Origin of the sequence: Streptomyces sp. XH2 (genome assembly GCF_049725035.1) — a bacterium.
Lineage (GTDB): Bacteria > Actinomycetota > Actinomycetes > Streptomycetales > Streptomycetaceae > Streptomyces > Streptomyces roseoverticillatus.
Genome location: NZ_JBMMMZ010000002.1, coordinates 661624 through 683155, shown reverse-complemented (window position 1 = coordinate 683155; position 21532 = coordinate 661624). Strand labels below are relative to the sequence as shown.

The 21532-nt window shown below is 73.4% G+C and carries 26 protein-coding genes; 6 read left to right on the top strand and 20 right to left on the bottom strand.

Going from position 1 to position 21532, the window contains the following annotated elements:
- Nucleotides 1-208: 208 nt before the first annotated feature.
- The 12 genes from ACOTKD_RS06730 to hisI form a co-directional block, all read right to left on the bottom strand.
- Nucleotides 209-940, bottom strand: coding sequence for a VIT1/CCC1 transporter family protein (locus tag ACOTKD_RS06730; RefSeq protein WP_424887926.1), 732 nt, complete (start codon nucleotides 938-940; stop codon nucleotides 209-211).
- Nucleotides 941-1559: 619 nt separating this feature from the next.
- Nucleotides 1560-2429, bottom strand: coding sequence for a prolipoprotein diacylglyceryl transferase (gene lgt, locus ACOTKD_RS06725; protein ID WP_424887925.1), 870 nt, complete (start codon nucleotides 2427-2429; stop codon nucleotides 1560-1562).
- A gap of 83 nt (nucleotides 2430-2512) precedes the next feature.
- Nucleotides 2513-3295, bottom strand: a complete 783-nt coding sequence (locus ACOTKD_RS06720; RefSeq protein ID WP_424887924.1) for a DsbA family protein — start codon at nucleotides 3293-3295, stop codon at nucleotides 2513-2515.
- A gap of 82 nt (nucleotides 3296-3377) precedes the next feature.
- A complete protein-coding gene (gene trpA / locus ACOTKD_RS06715) occupies nucleotides 3378-4193 on the bottom strand; it encodes a tryptophan synthase subunit alpha (protein WP_424887923.1) in 816 nt (271 codons plus the stop codon).
- Complete coding sequence (gene trpB, locus ACOTKD_RS06710; protein ID WP_424887921.1) at nucleotides 4193-5434, bottom strand: tryptophan synthase subunit beta; 1242 nt, start codon at nucleotides 5432-5434, stop codon at nucleotides 4193-4195. Before trpB ends, trpA begins: the two co-directional genes overlap by 1 nt.
- A gap of 51 nt (nucleotides 5435-5485) precedes the next feature.
- A complete protein-coding gene (trpM, locus tag ACOTKD_RS06705) occupies nucleotides 5486-5707 on the bottom strand; it encodes a tryptophan biosynthesis modulator TrpM (RefSeq protein WP_424887920.1) in 222 nt (73 codons plus the stop codon).
- Between the two features lie 8 nt (nucleotides 5708-5715).
- A complete protein-coding gene (gene trpC / locus ACOTKD_RS06700) occupies nucleotides 5716-6525 on the bottom strand; it encodes an indole-3-glycerol phosphate synthase TrpC (protein ID WP_424887919.1) in 810 nt (269 codons plus the stop codon).
- A 149-nt stretch (nucleotides 6526-6674) separates the two neighbouring features.
- A complete protein-coding gene (locus tag ACOTKD_RS06695) occupies nucleotides 6675-7115 on the bottom strand; it encodes a DUF2752 domain-containing protein (protein WP_424887918.1) in 441 nt (146 codons plus the stop codon).
- A gap of 104 nt (nucleotides 7116-7219) precedes the next feature.
- Nucleotides 7220-7453, bottom strand: coding sequence for an HGxxPAAW family protein (locus ACOTKD_RS06690; RefSeq protein ID WP_424887917.1), 234 nt, complete (start codon nucleotides 7451-7453; stop codon nucleotides 7220-7222).
- Between the two features lie 109 nt (nucleotides 7454-7562).
- Nucleotides 7563-8165: a TIGR02234 family membrane protein gene (locus ACOTKD_RS06685; protein WP_424887916.1), complete on the bottom strand. Its 603-nt coding sequence runs from the start codon at nucleotides 8163-8165 to the stop codon at nucleotides 7563-7565.
- Between the two features lie 43 nt (nucleotides 8166-8208).
- Complete coding sequence (locus ACOTKD_RS06680) at nucleotides 8209-9741, bottom strand: anthranilate synthase component I (RefSeq protein WP_424887915.1); 1533 nt, start codon at nucleotides 9739-9741, stop codon at nucleotides 8209-8211.
- Between the two features lie 11 nt (nucleotides 9742-9752).
- A complete protein-coding gene (gene hisI / locus ACOTKD_RS06675; RefSeq protein WP_424887914.1) occupies nucleotides 9753-10121 on the bottom strand; it encodes a phosphoribosyl-AMP cyclohydrolase in 369 nt (122 codons plus the stop codon).
- Nucleotides 10122-10195: 74 nt separating this feature from the next.
- Between hisI and ACOTKD_RS06670 the strand changes: the two genes are divergently transcribed.
- Genes ACOTKD_RS06670 through ACOTKD_RS06660 form a run of 3 tightly spaced genes read left to right on the top strand, consistent with a single transcriptional unit; the run spans nucleotide 10196 to nucleotide 12314 of the window.
- Nucleotides 10196-11056, top strand: a complete 861-nt coding sequence (locus tag ACOTKD_RS06670) for a hypothetical protein (RefSeq protein ID WP_424887913.1) — start codon at nucleotides 10196-10198, stop codon at nucleotides 11054-11056.
- 45 nt (nucleotides 11057-11101) lie between these two features.
- On the top strand, nucleotides 11102-11734 hold the full coding sequence (locus ACOTKD_RS06665; protein WP_424887912.1) for a TIGR03085 family metal-binding protein: 633 nt from the start codon (nucleotides 11102-11104) through the stop codon (nucleotides 11732-11734).
- Nucleotides 11735-11774: 40 nt separating this feature from the next.
- Nucleotides 11775-12314 carry a DoxX family protein gene (locus ACOTKD_RS06660; protein WP_424887911.1) on the top strand — a complete coding sequence of 180 codons (540 nt, stop codon included), beginning with the start codon at nucleotides 11775-11777 and terminating at the stop codon, nucleotides 12312-12314.
- 182 nt (nucleotides 12315-12496) lie between these two features.
- Here ACOTKD_RS06660 and hisF read toward each other — a convergent pair whose 3' ends face one another.
- Genes hisF through hisD form a run of 8 tightly spaced genes read right to left on the bottom strand, consistent with a single transcriptional unit; the run spans nucleotide 12497 to nucleotide 18210 of the window.
- Nucleotides 12497-13252, bottom strand: a complete 756-nt coding sequence (gene hisF, locus ACOTKD_RS06655; RefSeq protein ID WP_424887910.1) for an imidazole glycerol phosphate synthase subunit HisF — start codon at nucleotides 13250-13252, stop codon at nucleotides 12497-12499.
- Complete coding sequence (locus ACOTKD_RS06650) at nucleotides 13249-13650, bottom strand: RidA family protein (protein WP_424887909.1); 402 nt, start codon at nucleotides 13648-13650, stop codon at nucleotides 13249-13251. Before ACOTKD_RS06650 ends, hisF begins: the two co-directional genes overlap by 4 nt.
- Nucleotides 13647-14372 (bottom strand): bifunctional 1-(5-phosphoribosyl)-5-((5-phosphoribosylamino)methylideneamino)imidazole-4-carboxamide isomerase/phosphoribosylanthranilate isomerase PriA, encoded by a 726-nt coding sequence (gene priA / locus ACOTKD_RS06645; protein WP_106677822.1) that lies wholly within the window; start codon nucleotides 14370-14372, stop codon nucleotides 13647-13649. Before priA ends, ACOTKD_RS06650 begins: the two co-directional genes overlap by 4 nt.
- Complete coding sequence (gene hisH / locus ACOTKD_RS06640) at nucleotides 14369-15010, bottom strand: imidazole glycerol phosphate synthase subunit HisH (RefSeq protein ID WP_424887908.1); 642 nt, start codon at nucleotides 15008-15010, stop codon at nucleotides 14369-14371. Before hisH ends, priA begins: the two co-directional genes overlap by 4 nt.
- Complete coding sequence (locus ACOTKD_RS06635) at nucleotides 15007-15174, bottom strand: hypothetical protein (protein WP_189382868.1); 168 nt, start codon at nucleotides 15172-15174, stop codon at nucleotides 15007-15009. The genes hisH and ACOTKD_RS06635 overlap by 4 nt, the downstream gene beginning before the upstream one ends.
- Complete coding sequence (gene hisB, locus ACOTKD_RS06630; protein ID WP_424887907.1) at nucleotides 15174-15767, bottom strand: imidazoleglycerol-phosphate dehydratase HisB; 594 nt, start codon at nucleotides 15765-15767, stop codon at nucleotides 15174-15176. Before hisB ends, ACOTKD_RS06635 begins: the two co-directional genes overlap by 1 nt.
- Nucleotides 15764-16870: a histidinol-phosphate transaminase gene (locus ACOTKD_RS06625; protein WP_424887906.1), complete on the bottom strand. Its 1107-nt coding sequence runs from the start codon at nucleotides 16868-16870 to the stop codon at nucleotides 15764-15766. Before ACOTKD_RS06625 ends, hisB begins: the two co-directional genes overlap by 4 nt.
- A 14-nt stretch (nucleotides 16871-16884) precedes the next feature.
- Nucleotides 16885-18210: a histidinol dehydrogenase gene (gene hisD / locus ACOTKD_RS06620; RefSeq protein WP_424887904.1), complete on the bottom strand. Its 1326-nt coding sequence runs from the start codon at nucleotides 18208-18210 to the stop codon at nucleotides 16885-16887.
- A gap of 145 nt (nucleotides 18211-18355) precedes the next feature.
- Between hisD and ACOTKD_RS06615 the strand changes: the two genes are divergently transcribed.
- Genes ACOTKD_RS06615 through ybaK form a run of 3 tightly spaced genes read left to right on the top strand, consistent with a single transcriptional unit; the run spans nucleotide 18356 to nucleotide 21261 of the window.
- On the top strand, nucleotides 18356-19957 hold the full coding sequence (locus ACOTKD_RS06615; RefSeq protein WP_424887903.1) for an oxidoreductase: 1602 nt from the start codon (nucleotides 18356-18358) through the stop codon (nucleotides 19955-19957).
- Nucleotides 19958-20001: 44 nt separating this feature from the next.
- Nucleotides 20002-20739, top strand: a complete 738-nt coding sequence (locus ACOTKD_RS06610; protein ID WP_424887902.1) for an LON peptidase substrate-binding domain-containing protein — start codon at nucleotides 20002-20004, stop codon at nucleotides 20737-20739.
- An 18-nt stretch (nucleotides 20740-20757) separates the two neighbouring features.
- Nucleotides 20758-21261: a Cys-tRNA(Pro) deacylase gene (gene ybaK / locus ACOTKD_RS06605; protein WP_424887901.1), complete on the top strand. Its 504-nt coding sequence runs from the start codon at nucleotides 20758-20760 to the stop codon at nucleotides 21259-21261.
- Nucleotides 21262-21532: the final 271 nt, after the last annotated feature.

The window sequence follows — 21532 nt, the reverse complement described above, 5'->3', positions numbered from 1 at the left end:
CCCGAAAAGTGGAAGCACCGGTTCAGCATGTGGACGCTGCGGGGTGATGCGGCGAGCTGCCGGAAGCCTTGGGGATCGCCCGGACCGGCGGCGCCGGACACAGCACAGAGCGGGCGGCGTTGCCCGCTGCGCTCCCGGATTGTGCCCGGTCGTCAGGGGCCTGAAACCGCTCCGTCACATGCACGTTATGCGGGACCCCGCATAAGCATCACCCCAGGGCGGTGCCGAAGGCAATACCGAGGGCGTAAGTCACACCCGCCGCGGCCGCACCCAGGAACAGCTGGCGCAGGCCGCTGTACCACCACGAGCGCGCCGTCACCCGGGCCACGACCGCGCCGCAGGCGAAGAGACCGAGCAGCGCCAGCAGCACCGCGGGCCACAGGGACGTGGCCCCCAGCAGGTACGGCAGCAGGGGCAGGAGCGCGCCCAGCGCGAACGAGCCGAACGACGACACCGCCGCGACCATGGGCGACGGCAGGTCGGAGGGGTCGATGCCGAGCTCCTCGCGGGCGTGGATCTCCAGCGCCTGCTCCGGGTCCCGGGACAGCTGCATGGCGACCTCCATCGCCAGCTTCGGCTCCACGCCCCGCGACTCGTAGAGCGCGGCCAGCTCCGCCAGCTCGTCGGCCGGGTGCTTGTGCAGCTCGCGGCGCTCCACGTCCAGCTCGGCGAGGACCAGCTCGCGCTGCGAGGCCACGGAGGTGTACTCGCCGGCGGCCATCGAGAACGCGCCGGCGGCGAGGCCGGCCAGACCGGCGATCACGATCGTCTCCGAGGAGGCGGCCCCGCCCGCCACGCCCGTCATCAGCGCGACGTTGGAGACCAGCCCGTCCATGGCACCGAACACCGCGGGACGGAGCCAGCCGCCGTTCACGTCGCGGTGGGTGTGGTTGTCACGGTGCGCTATGTGCGGTGCCGCGACCGCTTCCAGGACAGACATCTCCGGTTCGCTCCCTTCGCCGGGGCGTGACGGCTTGCCCGTGCGCCCCCCGATGCGTTCGAAGGTACGCAGGATGGGGTTGATCCGCTAGCAAGGAAGGCCTGCCTGACCTGCGCGGACGCACCCCCGGGAAGCGGCCGGCGTACGGGCGCGAGACCGGTTCGGCACCGCCCGGCACCTCCGGTGCGGGTGCGCGCCGTCGCGGCGGGTCTTGCTGCCCGGGCAGCGGCCGACCTGCGGGCCCGAGACCGGTACGGCACCGCCCGGCACCTCCGGTGGGGGTGCACGCCGTCGCGGATCTTGCTGCTCGGGCAGTGGCCGGCCTGCGCAAGCCCGGTACGGCACCGCCCGGCACCTCCGGTGCGGGTACGCGCCGTCGCGGATCTTGCTGCCCGGGCAGCGGCCGACCTGCGGGCCCGAGACCGGTACGGCACCGCCCGGCACCTCCGGTGGGGGTGCGCGCCGTCGCGGCGGGTTTTCTTGCCTGCGGCAAGGACCGCTTGACCGGCACCGCCGCCTCAGCGGCCGGGCCGGCCGCTCTCCCGTGCCGCAGGCACGAAAAAACCGCCGCAGCGGCGATCAGCCACTGCGGCGGAGTCCGGCGGTGCCGAGCCGACCCTCAGACCTTCTTCTTTTCGGGGGACGCGTCGTCCATCGACGCGTCCCCATCAAGCGGCGGCTCCACGACAAGCTCCCGGCCAGGAACCCGCTTCGCGGAGACGATCATGTAGATGACGGCCCCCACGAACACCACGATCGACGTCCACCCGTTGAGCCGCAGGCCCAGCACGTGGTGGGCGTCGTCGACGCGCAGGTACTCGAACCAGAAGCGGCCCACCGTGTACGAGGCGACGTACAGCGCGAACGCCCGCCCGTGCCCGAGCGTGAAGCGGCGGTCCGCCCAGATCACCAGGCCCGCGATCAGCAGGCACCACAGCGACTCGTACAGGAACGTCGGGTGGTAGGTGCCCGCCACCCGCCCGATCGCCGGGTCGGCGTCGATCTTCAGCGCCCACGGCAGGTCCGTCGGCTTGCCGTAGAGCTCCTGGTTGAACCAGTTGCCCCAGCGGCCGATCGCCTGGGCCACCGCGAGGCCGGGCGCGAGGGCGTCCGCCCAGGCCGGCAGCGGGATGCCGCGGCGCCGGCAGCCGATCCACGCGCCGACCGCGCCGAGCGCGACCGCGCCCCAGATGCCGAGGCCGCCCTCCCAGATCTTGAAGGCGTTGACCCAGTTGCGGCCCTCGCCGAAGTACAGCTCGTAGTCGGTGATGACGTGGTACAGCCGGCCGCCGACGAGCCCGAAGGGCACCGCCCAGACGGCGATGTCCGCCACCGTCCCCGCCCGTCCGCCGCGGGCGATCCACCGCCGGTTGCCCAGCCAGACCGCCACGAAGACGCCGATGATGATGCAGAAGGCATAGCCGCGCAGCGGGACCGGGCCGAGGTGGACCACGCCGGTCGAGGGGCTGGGAATGTATGCGAGTTCCATGACATCCCCGACGCTACCCTGCCGGGGCGACGGAACGGCAACCCACCCGGCGCAACAGCTGCGTAACGCCCTGCACGCCCCGCTCAGCCCTTCTGGGCGTCCGCCACCATCTTCCGCAGCTTGTCCGGAGTGAGCGGGTTGGCCGGGTCGCCGTAGATGCTCTTGCCGTTGAGGAGCACGGTCGGGGTGGCGCGGTAGGAGGTCTTGCCGAAGGCCTCGTGGGACTTCTTCACCCAGCTGTCGTGGGTGCCGTCGTCCACGCACGTGCGGAAGGCGGGCGTGTCCAGCCCCGGCACCTGGCCGGCCAGCTCCAGCAGGCGCGCCTTCTTGCCGAAGGCGTCGTCGGTCTCCTGCGGCTGGTTCTTGTAGAGCAGGTCGTGGTAGGCGGAGAACTTCCCGGCGTCCTGGGCGCAGGCCGCCGCGTTGGCGGCGTTGAGCGAGCCGCTGCCGCCGAGGTTGCCGTCGATCAGCGTGACGATGTGGTACTCGGCCTTGAGCTCGCCCTTCTGCTCGAGCTGGTTGACCGTGTCGCGGAAGCCGTTCTCGAACTGGGCGCACGCGGGGCAGCGGAAGTCCTCGTAGACCGTGAGGGTCGCCTTCGAGGCGGGCTTGCCGGCGGGGATGGTGACGCTGTCCTTGCCGGTGGCGCCCTGCGGGGCGACCAGCGGGCCGGCGGTCTCCTTCTTCTTGCCGCCGCCCGTGTTCGCCACGATCGCCGCGATCCCGGCGCCCGCGCCGAGCACGCCGACGACGACCGCGACGGCGATCAGCGTGCGCCTGCGCCTGCTCCGGGCCTCTTCGCGCTGACGCTGTTCCTGCAGCCGCTCGCGGGCGCTGCGCTTACCGTCCGAGTTCTTCTGGCTCACATCCCCCTACAACGAACCGGGGGCGCGCCGCAGCGCGCCCCCGGTCGCCGGTTCCTTCAAAAGAGTTACCCGCGCGAAGGGGTCACCCGCGCTTGCGCACGCCTTCGGCGAGCTCGCCCGCGAGGGCGCGGACGGCGGCCAGGCCCGTCTCCAGGTCGGGCGCGTCCAGGAGCCGCTTGACGAAGGCCGAGCCGACGATCACGCCGTCGGCGAAGGCGGCCACCTCCGCGGCCTGGGCGGCGTTGGAGACGCCGAGGCCCACGCAGACCGGCAGCCCGGTGACCGCGCGCGTGCGCCGCACCAGCTCCTGCGCCTCGTTGCCCACGGACTCCCGGGTGCCGGTGACGCCCATCAGCGAGGCCGCGTACACGAAGCCGCTGCCCGCCGCCGTGATCTTGGCGAGGCGCTCGTCGCGGCTGCTGGGCGCGACCACGAAAACGGTGGCGAGGCCGTGCTGCTCGGCGGCCTTGCGCCAGGCCTCGGACTCCTCGACCGGCAGGTCGGGCAGGATGCAGCCCGCTCCGCCGGCGGCGGCCAGGTCGGCGGCGAACCGCTCCACGCCGTAGGCGTCGACCGGGTTCCAGTACGTCATGCACAGCACGGGCGCGCCCGTGATCTCGTGCGCTTCCCTGACCGTGCGGATGACGTCGGCGATCTTGATGCCGCCGCGCAGGGCGATGTCGTCGGCGGTCTGGATGACCGGGCCGTCGAGGACGGGGTCGCTGTGCGGCAGGCCGACCTCCACGACGTCGCAGCCGCCGTCGAGCATGGCCGTGATGGCCCGTACGCCGTCGTCCACGGTGGGGAAGCCGGCGGGGAGGTAGCCGACGAGCGCGGCGCGGTTCTCCGCCTCGGCCGCGGCCAACACGGAGCTCAGGAGTTCGATGTTGCCGGCCATTACTGCTCCCCCGCCTCGTTGTCGTACAGCCCGAAGTAGCGGGCCGCCGTGTCCATGTCCTTGTCGCCGCGGCCGGAGAGGTTGACGAGGACCAGCCCGTCCTTGCCCAGCTCCTTGCCGATCTCCAGGGCTCCGGCGAGCGCGTGGGCGCTCTCGATGGCCGGGATGATGCCCTCGGTGCGCGAGAGCAGGCGCAGGGCCTGCATGGCCTCGTCGTCGGTGACGGCGCGGTACTCGGCGCGGCCGGCGTCCTTGAGGTAGGAGTGCTCCGGGCCGATGCCGGGGTAGTCGAGGCCGGCCGAGATCGAGTACGGCTCGGTGATCTGGCCGTCCTCGTCCTGCAGGACGTAGCTGCGCGAGCCGTGCAGGATGCCGGGGGTGCCGGCGGTGAGGGTGGCCGCGTGCTCGCCGGTGGCGAGGCCGTGGCCGCCGGGCTCGCAGCCGATCAGGCGCACGCCCTCGTCGGGGAGGAAGGCGTGGAAGAGGCCGATGGCGTTGGAGCCGCCGCCCACGCAGGCCACGGCGGCGTCCGGGAGGCGGCCGGTGCGCTCCAGGATCTGGCGGCGCGCCTCGACGCCGATGACGCGGTGGAAGTCGCGCACGAGGGCCGGGAAGGGGTGCGGGCCGGCGACCGTGCCGAAGAGGTAGTGGGTGCGGTCGACGTTGGCGACCCAGTCGCGGAACGCCTCGTTGATGGCGTCCTTCAGGGTGCGGCTGCCGGACTTCACGGCGATGACCTCGGCGCCGAGCATCCGCATCCGGGCGACGTTCAGCGCCTGGCGCTGCGTGTCGACCTCGCCCATGTAGATGGTGCATTCGAGGCCGAAGAGGGCGCAGGCGGTGGCGGTGGCGACGCCGTGCTGGCCGGCGCCGGTCTCGGCGATGACGCGGGTCTTGCCCATGCGCTTGGTGAGCAGGGCCTGGCCCAGCACGTTGTTGATCTTGTGCGAGCCGGTGTGGTTGAGGTCCTCGCGCTTGAGGAAGACGCGGGCGCCGCCGGCGTGCTCGGCGAAGCGCGGCACCTCGGTGAGGGCGCTGGGGCGGCCGGTGTAGTTGACCATCAGGTCGTTGAGCTCGGCGGCGAAGGCGGGGTCCGCCTTGGCCTTCTCGTACTCGGCGGCGACTTCGTCGACGGCGGCGACGAGCGCCTCCGGGATGAACTTGCCGCCGAACGCGCCGAAGTAGCCTTCGGCGCTTGGAATCTGACCCTCCGGGTCCGGGACGAAGAATTCGCTGGGCATGCCGGTCTCCTCAGGAGATGAGTGAGGTTGACGTGATCACTGAGCTGGTGCTCAGCCACGCCATCGGCGCCCGTTGACCTGACCCGGCTCGCAGCCGATGTGGTACCTCACCCTGCGGCCCCGGACGCGGCGCGCGGGCGCGCGGCAGCCCCGGGGGCGGCAGCCCCGGGCCAGGCGTGCGTAAGGGTCCTGTGCGGACAGCCCGGCCGCGGGCGCACCGGCGGGGGCCGGGCGTCGGCCCGGCCCCGTGCGGCGGGTGCGGCGGCCGCTCATCCGGGGTGTCAGCCCCGCCCGTGCCGCAGCGCGGGGTGCGCGCCCGCGGCGACCAGGTCGGCGACGGCCGCCTTGGGGTCGCGGCCGGTGACCAGGGACTCCCCGACCAGCACCGCGTCGGCGCCGTCGTTGGCGTAGGCGATGAGGTCGTGCGGGCCGCGGACGCCGGACTCGGCGATCTTGATGATGCCGTCCGGGATCTCCGGGGCGACCCGGGCGAAGGTGCCCCGGTCCACTTCGAGGGTCTTGAGGTTGCGGGCGTTGACGCCGATGATCCGGGCGCCGGCGTCCACCGCGCGCTGGACCTCCTCCTCGTCGTGCACCTCGACCAGCGGGGTGAGGCCGATCGACTCGGCGCGCTCGATGAGGGAGACCAGGGCCTCCTGCTCCAGCGCGGCGACGATCAGCAGGGCCAGGTCGGCGCCGTAGGCGCGGGCCTCCCACAGCTGGTAGGCGGTGACGATGAAGTCCTTGCGGAGGATGGGGATGTCGACCCGGGCGCGGACGGCCTCCAGGTCGGCCAGCGAGCCGCCGAAGCGGCGCTGCTCGGTCAGCACGCTGATGACGGACGCGCCGCCCGCCTCGTAGTCGGCGGCGAGGCCGGCGGGGTCGGCGATCGCGGCCAGCGCGCCCTTGGAGGGGCTGGACCGCTTGACCTCGCAGATCACTCCGACGTTCTCGCCGCGGAGGGCTGCGACGCCGTCCTTGGCCTGCGGCGCCCTGGCAGCCCGCTCCTTGAGCTCGTCGAGGCTGACGCGCGCCTGCCGCTCCGCGAGGTCGGCACGGACGCCCTCGATGATCTCGTCGAGCACACTCACGCGAGCGGCCCCCTTCCGGACTCGGATGGTCTGGGCTGGTGCGGCGGGAATCCTCCCCCACCAGGTCTTGCGATGGTACTTGCCGCCGGGCGAAGGTTTCGCATCCGGTTGACGCGGGTCCCATCTTGTGGACGCGTGCCGGAGGCCCGTCAGGGAGCGAGGGCGGCGCCCACGGGCAGGTTCCGCAGGACCGTGAAGAGCAGGACGACGGCGGCGAGGCCCCACCAATGGCGGGCGCGCGGCGACAGCGACACGCCCCCGCGGCCCCGCAGGGCCCTGGTGAACCACACGCACCAGAAGACGGCGAACGCGGCGTACGCGGCGACGGCCAGGGCGTTGGCCCCGAGCGCGCCGGTGAGGTCGCCGTGGGTGAGGGCGTGGAGGCCGCGCAGCCCGCCGCAGCCCGGGCAGTACAGGCCCGTGCAGCGCAGCAGGGGGCAGGCCGGGTAGCGGCCGGGGCGGTTGGGGTCCACGGCCGCGACGTAGCCGGCGGCCGCGGCGAGGCCGGCCGCGACGCCCAGTGGGGCGGCCAGTCGGCGCGCGCCGTCCCTCGCCCGGCCCCTCGCCCGGCCCCTCGTCCAGCCCTTCACAGGGCACAGTCTCCGCCGGACAGCACGAAGGCGCAGCTCAGGGCCGTCGTACGGGGGTCGTACGGGCCCGGGGCCGCGCCTCGGGGCGTCAGGGGAGGGCGGGGTCAGCCCTGGTTCGCCTGCCCGGACACCTTCAGAGGAGCCCTCTTGGGCATGCCCATGCCCATCATGCTCATGACGCCGCCGACGATGCCGCCGACCGCGATGATGGCGATGCCGGCCCAGAAGCCGACCGGCTTGGCGGCCACGGTGAAGGCACCGGAGACGCAGAAGCCGATGAAGGCGATGGTGACACCGGTCCAGGCGGCCGGGGTGTGTCCGTGGCTGGTACCCGCCATGACTAAGACTCCTCGTTGCTGTGGCGCGCCCGCGGGCGCGGAGAACGCTCATGGTCATTGTCCCCGACGGCCGGGGCCGCCTCGATCCGGGGGGAGGCGGTAGGGCGTGTCACGCCCTCGTCGGGTCCTCGCCGCGGTCGAGGGCCTTCCACAGCTCCTCGGGGCGCTCGGGGTCCGGGACCGTCCGGACCCGGCGCGGACGGGGGGTGCCGTCGCGCTCGTAGCGGCCGGACATGGCCGGCCAGTGGCGGCCGAAGCGCAGGGCCAGGAGCCCGGCGAGCAGCAGCAGGACACCGCCCGCAAGGGCGACCCACGGCCAGGCGGTGTGGGTGACGTGGTCGACGGCGCCGCTGGTGAGGCCGTTGGCCTTGGCGGCCTGCTCCTCCAGGGCCGAGGTGTCGCCCGCGCCCGTGACGGCGCCGGCGACGACGCCGGCACCCGCGAGCACGAGGCCCGCGGACACCACGGTGCGCCAGACGCCGCGGACGGCGAAGACCGCGACGAGGGCGGCGAGGCCCACGACGGCGAGGGCGCCGGGCAGGCCCGTGACGTCCTGGCCGCTGACGTGCTTGGTGACGGTGCTCTGGGCGACGGTCGTCGTGCCCTCGGCCCAGGTGCGGCCGCCCGCGAGCAGGGCGAGGGCGGCGCCGGCGGCGCCCAGGAGCAGTGCGGCGCCGACGGTTCCGCGGCGGGGGGTTACGACTTTGCTCACGGGTCCACTATCCCTTGTGGGGGTGTTTGCGGTGCCGCCGGGGTCACGGCCGGGCGAGCCGGTTCGCCGAGTGCACGGCCCGGAGCACCGCCGCCGCCTTGTTGCGGCACTCCGCGTCCTCCGCGGCCGGGTCCGAGTCGGCGACGACGCCCGCGCCGGCCTGGACGTAGGCCGTGCCCTCCTTCAGGACGGCGGTGCGGATGGCGATGGCGGTGTCGGAGTCCCCGGCGAAGTCCAGGTAGCCGACGCAGCCGCCGTAGAGCCCGCGCCGCGACGGCTCCAGCTCCTCGATGATCTGCATGGCCCGCGGCTTGGGCGCGCCGGAGAGCGTGCCGGCGGGGAAGCAGGCGGTGAGCACGTCGAAGGCGGTGCGCCCGGCGGCCACGCGGCCGGTGACCGTGGAGACGATGTGCATCACGTGGCTGTAGCGCTCGATGGACATGAAGTCGACGACCTCGACGCTGCCGGGCTCGCAGACCCGCCCGAGGTCGTTGCGGCCGAGGTCGACGAGCATCAGGTGCTCGGCGCGCTCCTTGGCGTCGCCGAGGAGCTCCGCGGCGAGGGCCGCGTCCGCCTGCGGGGTGGCGCCGCGCGGCCGGGTGCCGGCGATGGGGTGCACCATGGCCTGCCCGTCCTCGACCTTGACGAGCGCCTCGGGGCTGGAGCCGACGACGTCGAACCCGTCGAACCGGAAGAGGTACATGTAGGGGCTGGGGTTCGTGGCCCGCAGCACGCGGTAGACGTCGAGCGCGGAGGCCGTGCAGGGCGTCTCGAAGCGCTGCGAGGGCACGACCTGGAAGGCCTCGCCGGCGCGGATGCGCTCCTTGATGTCCTCGACGGCCGCCATGTAGTCGGGGCCGCCCCAGCGGGCGGTGTACCCGGGCAGCTCGGAGGACGGCAGGGCGGTGGGGGCCGAGGGCGCGGGCCGGCGGAGGTCGGCGGCCATGGCGTCCAGCCGGGCGACGGCGTCCGCGTACGCCTCGTCCACGCCGCTGTCGAGGTCGTTGTGGTTGATCGCGTTGGCGATCAGCAGGACGGTGCCGTTCCAGTGGTCGAGGACGGCCAGGTCGGAGGTGAGGAGCATGGTGAGCTCGGGCAGGCCGAGCGGGTCGCGGTCCTCGCCGCCGTGCTCGCCGATCTTCTCCAGGCGGCGGACGACGTCGTAGCCGAGGTAGCCCACCATGCCGCCGGTGAACGGCGGCAGCCCGGCGCCCTCCATGAGGTCGCGCGGGGTGTGCAGGGCGGCCACGGTCGCGCGCAGCGCCTCCAGCGGGTCGCCGCCGGTGGGCACGCCGACGGGCGGGGCGCCCAGCCAGTGCGTGCGGCCGTCCCGCGCGGTGAGGGTCGCGGAGCTGCGGACGCCCACGAAGGAGTAGCGCGACCAGGTGCGGCCGTTCTCGGCGGACTCCAGCAGGAAGGTGCCCGGCCGCTCGGCGGCGAGCTTGCGGTAGAGGCCGACGGGCGTGTCGCCGTCGGCGAGGAAGCGCCGGGTGACGGGGATGACCCGGCGGTCCTTCGCGAGCGTACGGAAGGTCTCGGCGTCCGGGGTGACGTCACCGGTGGTCGTGGCAGCCATGGCAGCGGAGCCTACTGGCCGAGCGGGAGGACGTCGGCATCGAAACAGGTGCGGTCGCCTGTGTGGCAGGCGGCGCCGACCTGGTCGACCTTGACGAGGAGGGTGTCCGCGTCGCAGTCGAGGGCCACGGACTTCACGTGCTGGACGTGTCCGGACGTGTCGCCCTTGACCCAGTACTCCTGCCGGCTGCGGCTCCAGTAGGTGCAGCGGCCGGTGGTGAGGGTGCGGTGGAGCGCCTCGTCGTCCATCCAGCCGAGCATGAGGACCTCGCCGGTGTCGTACTGCTGGGCGATGGCGGGGACGAGCCCGTCGGCGCTGCGCTTGAGGCGTGCGGCGATGGCGGGGTCGAGAGAGGACGCGGGGACGGTGTTGCCGGTCATGGGTCCATTCTGCCGCGCGGACGGGCCGGGACCCCCCGGGCGGCGGTGTCAGTGGCGTACGGCATGCTTCGCCCATGAGTACTCCGCCCTCGAACTCCCCGCAGCCTCCCGGTGGCGGCGGTGGGTTCGGCCCGCCGCAGCAGTTCGGGCCGCCGTCAGCCCAGCCGCCCGCCCCGCCCTACGGACAGCCGCAAGCTCCGCAGGGGTACGGCCAGCAGCCGGGCCAGCAGCCGGGATTCGGCCAGCCCGGCCAGCAGCCGGGATTCGGTCAGTACGGGCAGCAGCAGTACGGCCAGCAGTTCGCCCCGCCGATGCCGCCCCCGCCCTCGGGCAACAAGGGTGCGAAGATCGCCGGGTTCGTCATCGGCGGCGTGCTGGTGCTCGGTCTCCTCGTGGGCGGCTTCATGCTGACCACCGGTGGCAACAAGGGCGACGACAAGCCGTCCGCCAAGGGCTCGTCCACCCCGTCGGCCGCGCCCTCCGCGCCGAGCGCCGCCCCCGGCGGCACGGGCGGCCCGGGCGCCGACCCGTCGAACCCCGACCCGTCCGCGTCCTCCTCGTCCCCGTCGGTGTCCCGCGTGCCGTACGTGGTCCTCAAGCCCGGCCAGTGCTTCGACCACCCGCGCATGTCCATCGGCCTCACCGAGGTGAAGACGAAGCCGTGCAGCGGTCCGCACGACGGCGAGGTCATCGCCAACGAGACCCTGACCGGCAAGTTCGACTCCGAGCTGGACATCCAGACCAAGGCCCGCGAGATGTGCAAGAAGGACGCACAGGCCCGGATGCGCTCCATAACCGACGGCAAGAACTACTACTCGTACGTGCTCTACCCGACCCCGGTCACCTACTCCCGCGGCCAGGACCAGATCACGTGCTCGATGACGCTGAGCGTCTCGCAGGGCGGCCAGAAGATGGACGCTCCGCTTCCTCAGTAGCCGCGGGGCGTGGCAGCGGCGGGGCGCCGGCCGTAGGGTGGCGCCATGTCGACCCACGCCCAGCGCGAACGTCTGCTCCTCGCCGATCTGTTGGAGTCGGCGGGCCCGAACGCCCCGACGCTCTGCGACGGCTGGCGGACGCGTGACCTGGCGGCCCACGTCGTCGTGCGGGAACGCCGCTCCGACGCCGCCGCCGGGCTCGTGTTCAGACCGCTGGCCGCGCGCCTGGAGCGGGTGCAGGCGGAGTTCGCCGCCAAGCCGTACGAGGAGCTGGTCCAGCTCATCCGCACCGGTCCGCCGCGGCTGTCGCCGTACGCCCTCAAGCAGATCGACGAGGCCGCGAACACCGTCGAGTTCTACGTGCACGCCGAGGACGTGCGCCGGGCCCAGGAGGAGTGGACCCCGCGCGAGGTGGACCCCGTCTTCGCGGACGCCCTGTGGGTCCGCCTGGAGCGGGTGGCCCGGATGCTCGGCCGCCGCTCCCCCGTCGGCCTGGTCCTGCGCCGCCCCGACGGCCGCACGGCGGTCGCGCAGCGCGGCGCGCCCGTGGTCACCGTCACGGGGGAACCCGGCGAGCTGACCCTCTTCGCCTTCGGCCGCCGGGCCGCCGCCCGGGTGGAGCTTGAGGGCGACAAGGACGCGGTGGCGAAGCTGGAGGGGGCACGGCTGGGAATCTGAGGGTCCGCGCCGGACCCCGACCCCGGAAGGTGCCCCCGCCATGGCGTACACCAGCAGATCCGCCCACTCCGTCCCGGCACCCGCCGTGCTCTCCCCGGCCGGGTTCTCGCTCGGGGTCCTGCTCCTGCGGCTGATGCTCGGCATCATCATGGTCGCGCACGGCACGCAGAAGCTCTTCGGCTGGTTCGACGGCCCCGGCCTCGACGGGACGGCGAAGGGCTTCGAGGCCTGGGGCTATCCCGTGCCCAAGGCGATGGCCGTCGTCGCCGGCCTCAGCGAGACGCTCGGCGGCGCGGGCCTCTTCCTCGGACTCCTCACGCCGCTCGCCGCGGCCGCCGTGCTGGGCACGATGGTCAATGCGCTCGGGGTGACGTGGGAGGGCGGGTTCCTGCTGCCGAAGGGCGTGGAGTTCACCCTGCTGGTCGCCGTCTCGGCGGCGGCGCTCGCGCTCACGGGCCCCGGGAGGTACGCGGTGGACGCGTATCTCCCGGTGCTCCGGCAGCACCGGCTGTCCTACGGGGTCGCCGCGATCGCCCTGGCACTGGTGGCCGGGGCGGTCTTCCTCCTGATCCGGGACTAGCCGGGCCCCCGTCCGGGGCGGGGCTTCGGCCCGGGCTGCGGGCCGGTCCGGCACCGCCGGGCCACCACGCCGTGGTTCCTCGCCGCCGCGGCGGAGGAAACCCGCCCGCCGCTGCGGCGGGCGACCACCACGGCGGGAGTCCGGCGGAACGGGCCGCCACCGTGATGATCCGCCGCACGCGACTAGCGGACCGGGTGGCCCGCCTCGCGGAGGGTGTTCTTGACGTCGGCGATCCGCAGGTCGCCGAAGTGGAAGACCGACGCGGCCAGGACCGCGTCCGCGCCCGCCTCCACCGCCGGGGCGAAGTGCTCCAGGCGGCCCGCGCCGCCGCTCGCGATGACCGGGACCGTGACGTGCGCGCGCACGGCGCGGATCATCTCGGTGTCGTAGCCGTCCTTCGTGCCGTCGGCGTCCATGGAGTTCAGCAGGATCTCTCCGGCGCCGAGCTCCGCCGCGCGGTGGGCCCACTCGACGGCGTCGAGGCCGGTGCCCCGGCGCCCGCCGTGGGTGGTGACCTCGAAGCTGCCGGACGGGGTACGGCGCGCGTCCACGGACAGGACCAGCACCTGCCGGCCGAAGCGCTCGGCGATCTCGCGGATCAGCTCGGGCCGCTCGATGGCCGCCGTGTTGACGCCGACCTTGTCGGCGCCGGCCCGCAGCAGCTTGTCGACGTCGGCCGCGGTGCGGACGCCGCCGCCGACGGTCAGCGGGATGAACACCTGCTCGGCGGTGCGGCGCACCACGTCGTAGGTGGTCTCGCGGTTGCCGGAGGAGGCGGTGATGTCGAGGAACGTCAGTTCGTCGGCGCCCTCCTGCCCGTAGACCTTGGCCATCTCCACGGGGTCGCCCGCGTCGCGCAGGTTCTGGAAGTTGACGCCCTTGACGACCCGGCCGTTGTCGACGTCCAGGCAGGGGATGACTCGGACCGCCAGGGTCATGTGCTCGTTGCTCCTCGGTACGCTTCCAGCTCTACTTCGACCAGGACGCGCGAGTCGAGGAATCCGGAGACCACGACGAGGGTCGCCGCCGGGCGGACCGCGTCGAAGAGCTCCTTGTGGGCACGGCCCACCTCGTCCACGTCTCGCGCGTGGGTCAGGTACATCCGGGTGCGGACGACGGCCTCGGGGCCGAGTCCGAACCGCTCCAGCGCGGCGAGGGCGTTGCCGAAGGCCGACCTGGCCTGCTCGTACGGATCGCCCTCGCCGTGCAGCACGGTGCCGGTGAACGGCATGGTGCCGGCCACCAGCACACGGTCTCCCGCCGCGACCGCGCGCGCACAACCGAAGGCCTCTTCCCAGGGACTGTCGCTCTGCACACGCTGCACGGCTTCGGTCATGCGGACACAGCCTCCAGGGCCTCTTCCAAGGTGAACGCCTTGGCGTAGAGGGCCTTTCCGACGATGGCGCCTTCGACACCCTCCGGTACCAGGTTGGCAATCGCGCGCAGGTCGTCAAGGGAGGAGACCCCGCCGGAGGCGACGACCGGCTTGTCGGTGGCGGCGCAGACGTTCTTCAGCAGCTCCAGGTTGGGGCCCTGCAGGGTGCCGTCCTTGGCGATGTCGGTGACGACGTAGCGGGCGCAGCCCTCGCGGTCGAGGCGGGCGAGGGTCTCGTAGAGGTCGCCGCCGTCGCGGGTCCAGCCGCGGCCGCGCAGGGTGGTACCGCGGACGTCGAGGCCGACCGCGATCTTGTCGCCGTGCTCGGCGATGACCTTGGCGACCCACTCGGGGGTCTCCAGGGCGGCGGTGCCGAGGTTGACGCGGGTGCAGCCGGTGGCGAGGGCGGCGGCGAGCGAGGCGTCGTCGCGGATGCCGCCGGACAGCTCGACCTTGATGTCCATGGCCCCGGCGACCTCGGCGATGAGCTCGCGGTTGTCGCCGGTGCCGAACGCGGCGTCGAGGTCGACGAGGTGCAGCCACTCGGCGCCCGAGCGCTGCCAGGCGAGGGCCGCCTCCAGCGGGGAGCCGTACGACGTCTCGGAGCCGGACTCGCCGTGGACGAGGCGCACGGCCTGGCCGTCGCGGACGTCGACGGCGGGAAGGAGTTCGAGCTTGCTCACAGGGTTCCGATCCAGTTGGTGAGGAGCTGGGCACCGGCGTCGCCGGACTTTTCCGGGTGGAACTGGGTGGCCCACAGGGGACCGTTCTCCACGGCCGCGACGAACGGCTCGCCGTGCGTGGCCCAGGTGACCTTGGGGGCGCGGATGTTGGGGTTGGTCACCTCCAGGCTCCACTCGCGCACCGCGTAGGAGTGCACGAAGTAGTAGCGGGTGTCCGCGCCGAGGCCGGCGAAGAGCTGGGAGTCCGCGGCGGGGGTGACGGTGTTCCAGCCCATGTGGGGGACGACGTCGGCCTTGAGGGGCTCCACGAGGCCGGGCCACTCGTCGAGGCCCTCGGTCTCCACGCCGTGCTCGATGCCGCGCTCGAAGAGGATCTGCATGCCCACGCAGATGCCCATCACGGGGCGGCCGCCGGAGAGGCGGCGGCCGACGATCCAGTCGCCGCGGGCGGCGCGCAGGCCCTGCATGCAGGCGGCGAACGCGCCGACGCCGGGCACGAGGAGGCCGTCGGCGTTCATGGCCTTCTCGTAGTCGCCGGTGATCTCGACGTCCGCGCCGACGTGGGCGAGGGCGCGCTCGGCGGAGCGGACGTTGCCGAAGCCGTAGTCGAAGACGACGACCTTCTTCGGGGCGCTCATGACCAGATTCCTTCGATGCGGAGGGTGCCGGCGGTCAGGCACATCGCGGCGCCTATGCCGAGGAGCACGATGATGCTCTTGGGCATGCCCTGCTTGAGGAAGGAGATGATGCCGCCGACCAGGAACAGGCCGACGACGATGAGCGTGGTGGACAGGCCGTTCACTAGAGCGCACCCTTCGTCGACGGAATGATCCCGGCCGCGCGCGCGTCGGGTTCGCAGGCGTAGCGCAGGGCCCGGGCGAGGGCCTTGAACTGGCACTCCACGATGTGGTGGGCGTTGCGCCCGTAGGGGACGTGCACGTGCAGGGCGATCCGGGCCTGCGCGACGAAGGACTCCAGGATGTGCCGGGTCATCGTCGTGTCGTATGTGCCGATCATGGGCGCCATGTTCTCGGGCTCGGTGTGCACGAGGTAGGGGCGGCCGGAGAGGTCGACGGTGACCTGGGCGAGGGATTCGTCCAGGGGCACGGTGCAGTTGCCGAAGCGGTAGATGCCCACCTTGTCGCCGAGGGCCTGCCTGAAGGCGGCGCCGAGCGCGAGGGCGGTGTCCTCGATGGTGTGGTGGGTGTCGATGTGCAGGTCGCCGTCGGTCTTGACGGTGAGGTCGAAGAGGCCGTGGCGGCCGAGCTGGTCGAGCATGTGGTCGTAGAAGCCGACCCCGGTCGACACGTCGACCTGTCCGGTCCCGTCGAGGTCGATCTCGACGAGGACGGACGTCTCCTTGGTGGTGCGCTCGATGCGGCCCACGCGGCTCATGAGTGGTTCTCCTTGCGAATGGCGCGTACGGCGTCCAGGAAGGCGTCGTTCTCCTCGGGCGTGCCCGCGGTCACCCGCAGCCATCCCGGGACGCCGTTGTCCCGCACCAGCACGCCGTGGCCGAGGATGGCCCGCCACGCGGCGGGGCTGTCCTCGAACCGGCCGAACTGCACGAAGTTGGCGTCCGAGTCGGTCACCTCGCAGCCCATCGCGCGCAGCTCGGTGACGAGGCGGTCGCGCTCGGCCTTGAGCTGCTCGACGTAGCCGAGCAGGGTGTCGGTGTGCTCCAGGGCGGCGAGCGCCGTGGCCTGGGTGACGGCCGACAGGTGGTACGGCAGGCGCACGAGCTGGACGGCGTCGACGACCGCGGGGTCCGCGGCGAGGTAGCCGAGGCGGAGTCCGGCCGCGCCGAAGGCCTTGGACATGGTGCGGGAGACGACGAGGTTGGGGCGGCCCTCGATGAGGGGCAGCAGCGAGGGGCGGTGGCTGAACTCGCCGTACGCCTCGTCGACGACCACGAGCGACGGCCGGGCCGCCTGCGCGGCCTCGTACAGCCGCAGGACCGTCTCCGCCTCGACCGCCGTGCCCGTGGGGTTGTTGGGCGAGCAGACGAAGACGACGTGGGGCCGGTGCTCGGCGATGGCGCGCTCGGCCGCCTCGACGTCGATGGTGAAGTCCGCGCCGCGGGGGCCGGAGATCCAGCCGGTGCCGGTGCCGCGGGAGATCAGGGCGTGCATCGAGTACGAGGGCTCGAAGCCGATCGCGGTGCGGCCGGGGCCGCCGAAGGTCTGCAGCAGCTGCTGGATGACCTCGTTGGAGCCGTTGGCGGCCCAGACGTTCGCCGTGGTGACCTCGTGGTCCGTGGTGCGGGTGAGGTACTTGGCGAGCTCGGTGCGCAGCTCGACCGCGTCCCGGTCGGGGTAGCGGTTGAGGTGCCGGGCGGCCTCGGCGACGCGCTCGGCGATGCGGGCGACGAGCGGCTCGGGCAGCGGGTAGGGGTTCTCGTTGGTGTTCAGGCGTACGGGCACGTCGAGCTGGGGGGCGCCGTACGGGGACTTGCCGCGCAGCTCGTCCCGGATGGGAAGGTCGTCGATACCGGTCACTTGCGTCCCTTGCGTCACTTGCCGTCCGGAACCTTCCAGTCGAACCGTGCCTTGACCGCCGCGCCGTGCGCCGGCAGGTCCTCGGCCTCGGCGAGCGTCACCACGTGGCCCGCGACCTCGGCCAGGGCCTCCCGCGTGTAGTCCACGACGTGGATGCCGCGCAGGAAGGACTGCACGGACAGGCCGGAGGAGTGGCAGGCGCAGCCGCCGGTGGGCAGCACGTGGTTGGAGCCGGCGGCGTAGTCGCCGAGGGAGACGGGGGCGTACGGGCCGACGAAGATCGCGCCGGCGTTCCGCACGCGGGCGGCGACGGCCGCGGCGTCCGCGGTCTGGATCTCCAGGTGCTCGGCGCCGTAGGCGTCCACGACGGCGAGGCCGTGGTCGACGGAGTCGACCAGGACGATGCCGGACTGGCGGCCGGAGAGCGCGGGCACGATGCGGTCCTCGACGTGCCGGGTCATGGCGACCTGGGTGTCGAGCTCCTTCTCGACCGCGCTCGCGAGCTCCTCCGAGTCGGTGACGAGGACGGAGGCCGCCAGCGGGTCGTGCTCGGCCTGGCTGATCAGGTCGGCGGCGACGTGCACGGGGTCGGCGGTGGCGTCGGCGAGGATGGCGATCTCGGTGGGGCCGGCCTCGGCGTCGATGCCGATGCGGCCCTTGAGCAGCCGCTTGGCGGCCGCGACCCAGATGTTGCCCGGGCCGGTGACCATGTTGACCGGGCGGCACTCCTCGGTGCCGTAGGCGAACATGGCGACGGCCTGGGCGCCGCCGGCCGCGTACACCTCGTCGATGCCCAGCAGCGCGCAGGCGGCCAGGATCGTGGGGTGCGGCAGGCCCCCGAAGTCGGCCTGGGGCGGGGAGGAGACGGCCATGGAGCCGACGCCGGCCTCCTGGGCCGGCACCACGTTCATGATCACGGACGAGGGGTAGACGGACCGGCCGCCCGGCACGTACAGCCCGACGCGCTGGACCGGGACCCAGCGCTCGGTGACCGTGCCGCCGGGGACGACCTGGACGGTCTTGTCGGTGCGGCGCTGCTCGCGGTGGACGATGCGGGCGCGGCGGATGGACTCCTCCAGCGCGGCCCGGACGGCCGGGTCGAGCTCTTCGAGGGCGCGGGTGATCGCCTCGGCGGGGACCTTGATGCGGTCGAGCGTGACGCCGTCGAACCGGTGCGCGTAGTCGATCAGGGCCGCGGTGCCGCGATGATGCACGTCCTCGCAGATGGGCCGCACCTTCTCCAGGGCGGCCTCGACGTCGAGTTCGGCTCGGGGCAGCAGGTCGCGGTCGACACCGGCCTCGGAGGAGGCGGCGCCGCGCAGATCGATTCGGGAGATCACACGGTAATTGTCTCAGACCCGCCCCGTCGCACCGCGCCCCGTACCACTCACTGGTACAGGTGTTTCACCGAGAGTGTTCAATCGGTCACCCGGAGGGAATGGGGACGGTACACCGAGGTGCACGTGACGGGAGGGGGTGCGGAGCGTGACCGATCCGCGAGACGGCGGCCCGCCGCCGGAGCTGGGGCTGACCGCGACCGAGCAGGCGATGTGGAAGGCGTTCCGCGCGGGCCGCACGCACGACCTGCGCACGCCCCGCCCCGAGTGGAACGACCCGCGCGGCCCCCACGCGTGGGGGCCCGAGCGCAGCGTGCGGGCCCGCGTCGTGGCCCTGCTCCTGCTGGACGGCCCGCCCCCGCTGCCGGGCCGGGTGGCCGCCCTCAAGCTGAACGGCGTGCAGATCACCGGCACCCTCGACCTCTCCGGCGGCAGGGTCGTGCCCTACGTCGAGCTGCACAACTGCCGCTTCGAGCAGGAGGTGCTGCTGCCCGAGAGCCAGTTCACCACCCTGCGCCTGGTCGCCTGCTCGCTCCCCCGGCTGGAGGCCGCCCGGCTGCGCACCGAGGGCGACCTGCACCTGCCGCGGTGCGTCGTCCGGCGCGGCATACGCCTGACCGACGCCCAGATAGGCACCGACCTCCTGCTCAACCAGCTGGTCGTGCGTCCCGACCGGCGCGGGGTCTCCATAGCGGCCGACGGGATGAGCGTCGGGCAGGACATGCAGGCGGAGATGATGCGCTCGTACGGCGAGCTGAGCATGCGGGCCGCGGCGATAGGGGTCTCGCTGAGCCTGCGCGGCTCCACGCTGAGCAATCCCCACGGCAGACGCGCCTTCAACGCCCCGCAGCTGACCGTGGAGCGCACCCTCTATCTGACGGGCGCCGGCGTCGGCGGCTATCCGTTCACCACCGGCACCACTCCCCCGTACGGCATCACCACCACCCCGCAGCAGGGCGTCCGCACGCAGGCCTTCGAGTGCCGGGGCGGGGTGCGGCTGGACGACGGCCGGTTCGGCGACGCGGTCGACTTCAGCCGGGCCCGGTTCGTGCTGGAGGTTGACCAGGAGCTGTCGCTGCGCCGCATCCAGACGCCCGAGCTGCGCTTCCTCGGCGAGTGGGCGCAGCGCGGGCGCGTCGTGCTCTCCGGCGCCCGCGTGTCCAACCTGGTCGACCGCTACGAGAGCTGGCCCGGGCCCGGCAGCCTGGTCATGGCCGGTTTCTCCTACGAGACGCTGATACCGCTCGGCCACTTCCCCTTGAGCCTGCGCCTGGAGTGGGTGGCCGCCGCCACGCCCGAGTACGCCCCCGAGCCGTACGAGCAGCTGGCGGGCGCCCTGCGCGACAGCGGCGAGGACGCCGACGCCCGGGCCGTCCTCCTCGCCAAGCAGCGCCGCCGGCGCGAGACGCTGCCCCCGGCCGGCAAGGCCTGGGGCTACCTCCAGGACTGGATGGTGGCCTACGGCTACCGGCCCGGCCGGGCGGCCGTGTGGATGGCCGTGCTGTGGGCCGCCGCCACCGTCTACTTCACCCTGCGGCCCGTGCCGCCCCTGAAGGAGGGCGAGGGCCCCGCCTGGAACCCCTGGCTGTACGCCCTCGACCTGCTCGTGCCGGTCATCGACCTCGGGCAGGGCAACGCCTGGCGGCCCACGGGCCTCACGCAGTGGGTGGTCGCGGTGCTGATCCTGCTCGGGTGGGTGCTCGCGACGACCGTGGCGGCGGGCGCCTCCCGGCTGCTGCGCCGGCAGTGAACGCCGGGGCGGCACCGGTGCACAGGCCATTAGGCTTACCGGCTGTGACCACCGCGCGCCTGCCCCTCTTCCCGCTGAACTCGGTGCTGTTCCCCGGACTCGTCCTGCCCCTGAACGTCTTCGAGCAGCGGTACCGCGCGCTGATGCGCGACCTGTCGGCGCTCCCCGAGGAGGAACCGCGCCGCTTCGGCGTCGTCGCCATCCGCGACGGCAGCGAGGTCGCGCCCACGGCGCCCGGCCTGCCCGAGGGCGCCCGCCCCGAGCCCGGGCCGGCGTCCGGGTTCGGCCCCGACCCGCTCAAGGCGTTCCACACCGTCGGCTGCGTGGCGGAGGCGGCCACCATCCGGGAGCGCGCCGGCGGCACGTACGAGGTCCTCGCCACCGGCACCACCCGCTTCCGGCTGCTGTCCGTCGACACCTCCGGGCCGTACCTGACGGGCGAGGTCGAGGACATCGAGGAGGAGCAGGGCGAAGGCGCGGGCGCGCTCGCCTCCGGCGTCGTCCGGGCCTTCCGCGCCTACCAGAAGCGGCTCGCCGGGGCGACCGAGCGCACGCTCGCCGGGCAGACCGACCTGCCGGGCGAGCCGTCCGTGCTCTCCTACCTCGTCGCCGCGGCGGCCATGCTCGACACCCCGGCGAAGCAGCAGCTCCTGGAGACGCCCGACACGGCCACCCGGCTCGCGCGCGAGCTGAAAATGCTGCGCGCCGAGACCGCGGTGATCGCTAAGCTCCCGTCGCTGCCGGCCACGGAGCTGACCCGGCAGCCGACGAACCCCAACTGACGCGGACGGAACGGACCCTTGGCCCGCAAGCAGCGATCGAACCCGGGCTCCGGCCCGACCCCGGCCATCGTCGCCCTGGAGAAGGCGGGGACCGCCTTCACCGTGCACTCCTACGACCACGACCCGGCCGCCGCGTCCTACGGGACGGAGGCCGCGGAGGCCCTCGGGCGGGATCCGGCGCAGGTCTTCAAGACCCTCGTCGCCGAGGTCGACGGCGCGCTGACCGTCGCCGTCGTGCCCGTCTCCGGCTCTCTCGACCTCAAGGCCCTCGCCGCGGCCGTCGGCGGCAAGCGGGCGGCGATGGCCGACCCGGCGGCCGCGGAGCGCACGACGGGGTACGTACGGGGCGGCATCTCGCCGCTCGGGCAGCGCCGGCGGCTGCCGACCGCGCTGGACGCCTCCGCGCGCTCCCACGCGACCATCTGCGTCTCGGCCGGTCGCCGGGGCCTGGAGGTCGAGCTCTCGCCCGGTGACCTGGCCGCCCTCACGGACGCGGTGATCGCGCCGATCGCCCGCGGGTGACCCTGCGGCGGCTCCGCGGGTGCGGGGGGTCTGGACGGCCGCCCGCCCCGGGGCTACGACCTGCGGCGCGGGCCGCCGCGCGGGCGGCCCGCGCCCCGGGAGGGACGCCCATGTCGAAGCGCACCCGCAAGCGTCGCTGGCGCCTGAAGAAGAACCGAGCGAATCACGGCCGCAGGCCGGCGTAGGCCCTTGCCGGGCCGGCCCGGAATCCAGCGGCCGGCCGGCTCGGCACCGCCGGTCCGCGCCGCGGGGGTTGCTCGCCGTCGCGGCG

Excerpts from the sequence above, each read along its gene's own strand:
- hisH (WP_424887908.1), bottom strand. The coding sequence starts at position 15,010 with ATGAGCGCCCCGAAGAAGGTCGTCGTCTTCGACTACGGCTTCGGCAAC.
- ACOTKD_RS06690 (WP_424887917.1), bottom strand. The coding sequence starts at position 7,453 with ATGGCGGGTACCAGCCACGGACACACCCCGGCCGCCTGGACCGGTGTC.
- ACOTKD_RS06680 (WP_424887915.1), bottom strand. The coding sequence starts at position 9,741 with ATGGCTGCCACGACCACCGGTGACGTCACCCCGGACGCCGAGACCTTC.
- ACOTKD_RS06670 (WP_424887913.1), top strand. The coding sequence starts at position 10,196 with ATGAGTACTCCGCCCTCGAACTCCCCGCAGCCTCCCGGTGGCGGCGGT.
- ACOTKD_RS06665 (WP_424887912.1), top strand. The coding sequence starts at position 11,102 with ATGTCGACCCACGCCCAGCGCGAACGTCTGCTCCTCGCCGATCTGTTG.
- ACOTKD_RS06660 (WP_424887911.1), top strand. The coding sequence starts at position 11,775 with ATGGCGTACACCAGCAGATCCGCCCACTCCGTCCCGGCACCCGCCGTG.
- hisB (WP_424887907.1), bottom strand. The coding sequence starts at position 15,767 with ATGAGCCGCGTGGGCCGCATCGAGCGCACCACCAAGGAGACGTCCGTC.
- ACOTKD_RS06650 (WP_424887909.1), bottom strand. The coding sequence starts at position 13,650 with ATGACCGAAGCCGTGCAGCGTGTGCAGAGCGACAGTCCCTGGGAAGAG.
- trpA (WP_424887923.1), bottom strand. The coding sequence starts at position 4,193 with ATGGCCGGCAACATCGAACTCCTGAGCTCCGTGTTGGCCGCGGCCGAG.
- ACOTKD_RS06730 (WP_424887926.1), bottom strand. The coding sequence starts at position 940 with ATGTCTGTCCTGGAAGCGGTCGCGGCACCGCACATAGCGCACCGTGAC.
- lgt (WP_424887925.1), bottom strand. The coding sequence starts at position 2,429 with ATGGAACTCGCATACATTCCCAGCCCCTCGACCGGCGTGGTCCACCTC.
- trpM (WP_424887920.1), bottom strand. The coding sequence starts at position 5,707 with ATGAGCGGCCGCCGCACCCGCCGCACGGGGCCGGGCCGACGCCCGGCC.
- hisI (WP_424887914.1), bottom strand. The coding sequence starts at position 10,121 with ATGACCGGCAACACCGTCCCCGCGTCCTCTCTCGACCCCGCCATCGCC.
- hisF (WP_424887910.1), bottom strand. The coding sequence starts at position 13,252 with ATGACCCTGGCGGTCCGAGTCATCCCCTGCCTGGACGTCGACAACGGC.
- trpB (WP_424887921.1), bottom strand. The coding sequence starts at position 5,434 with ATGCCCAGCGAATTCTTCGTCCCGGACCCGGAGGGTCAGATTCCAAGC.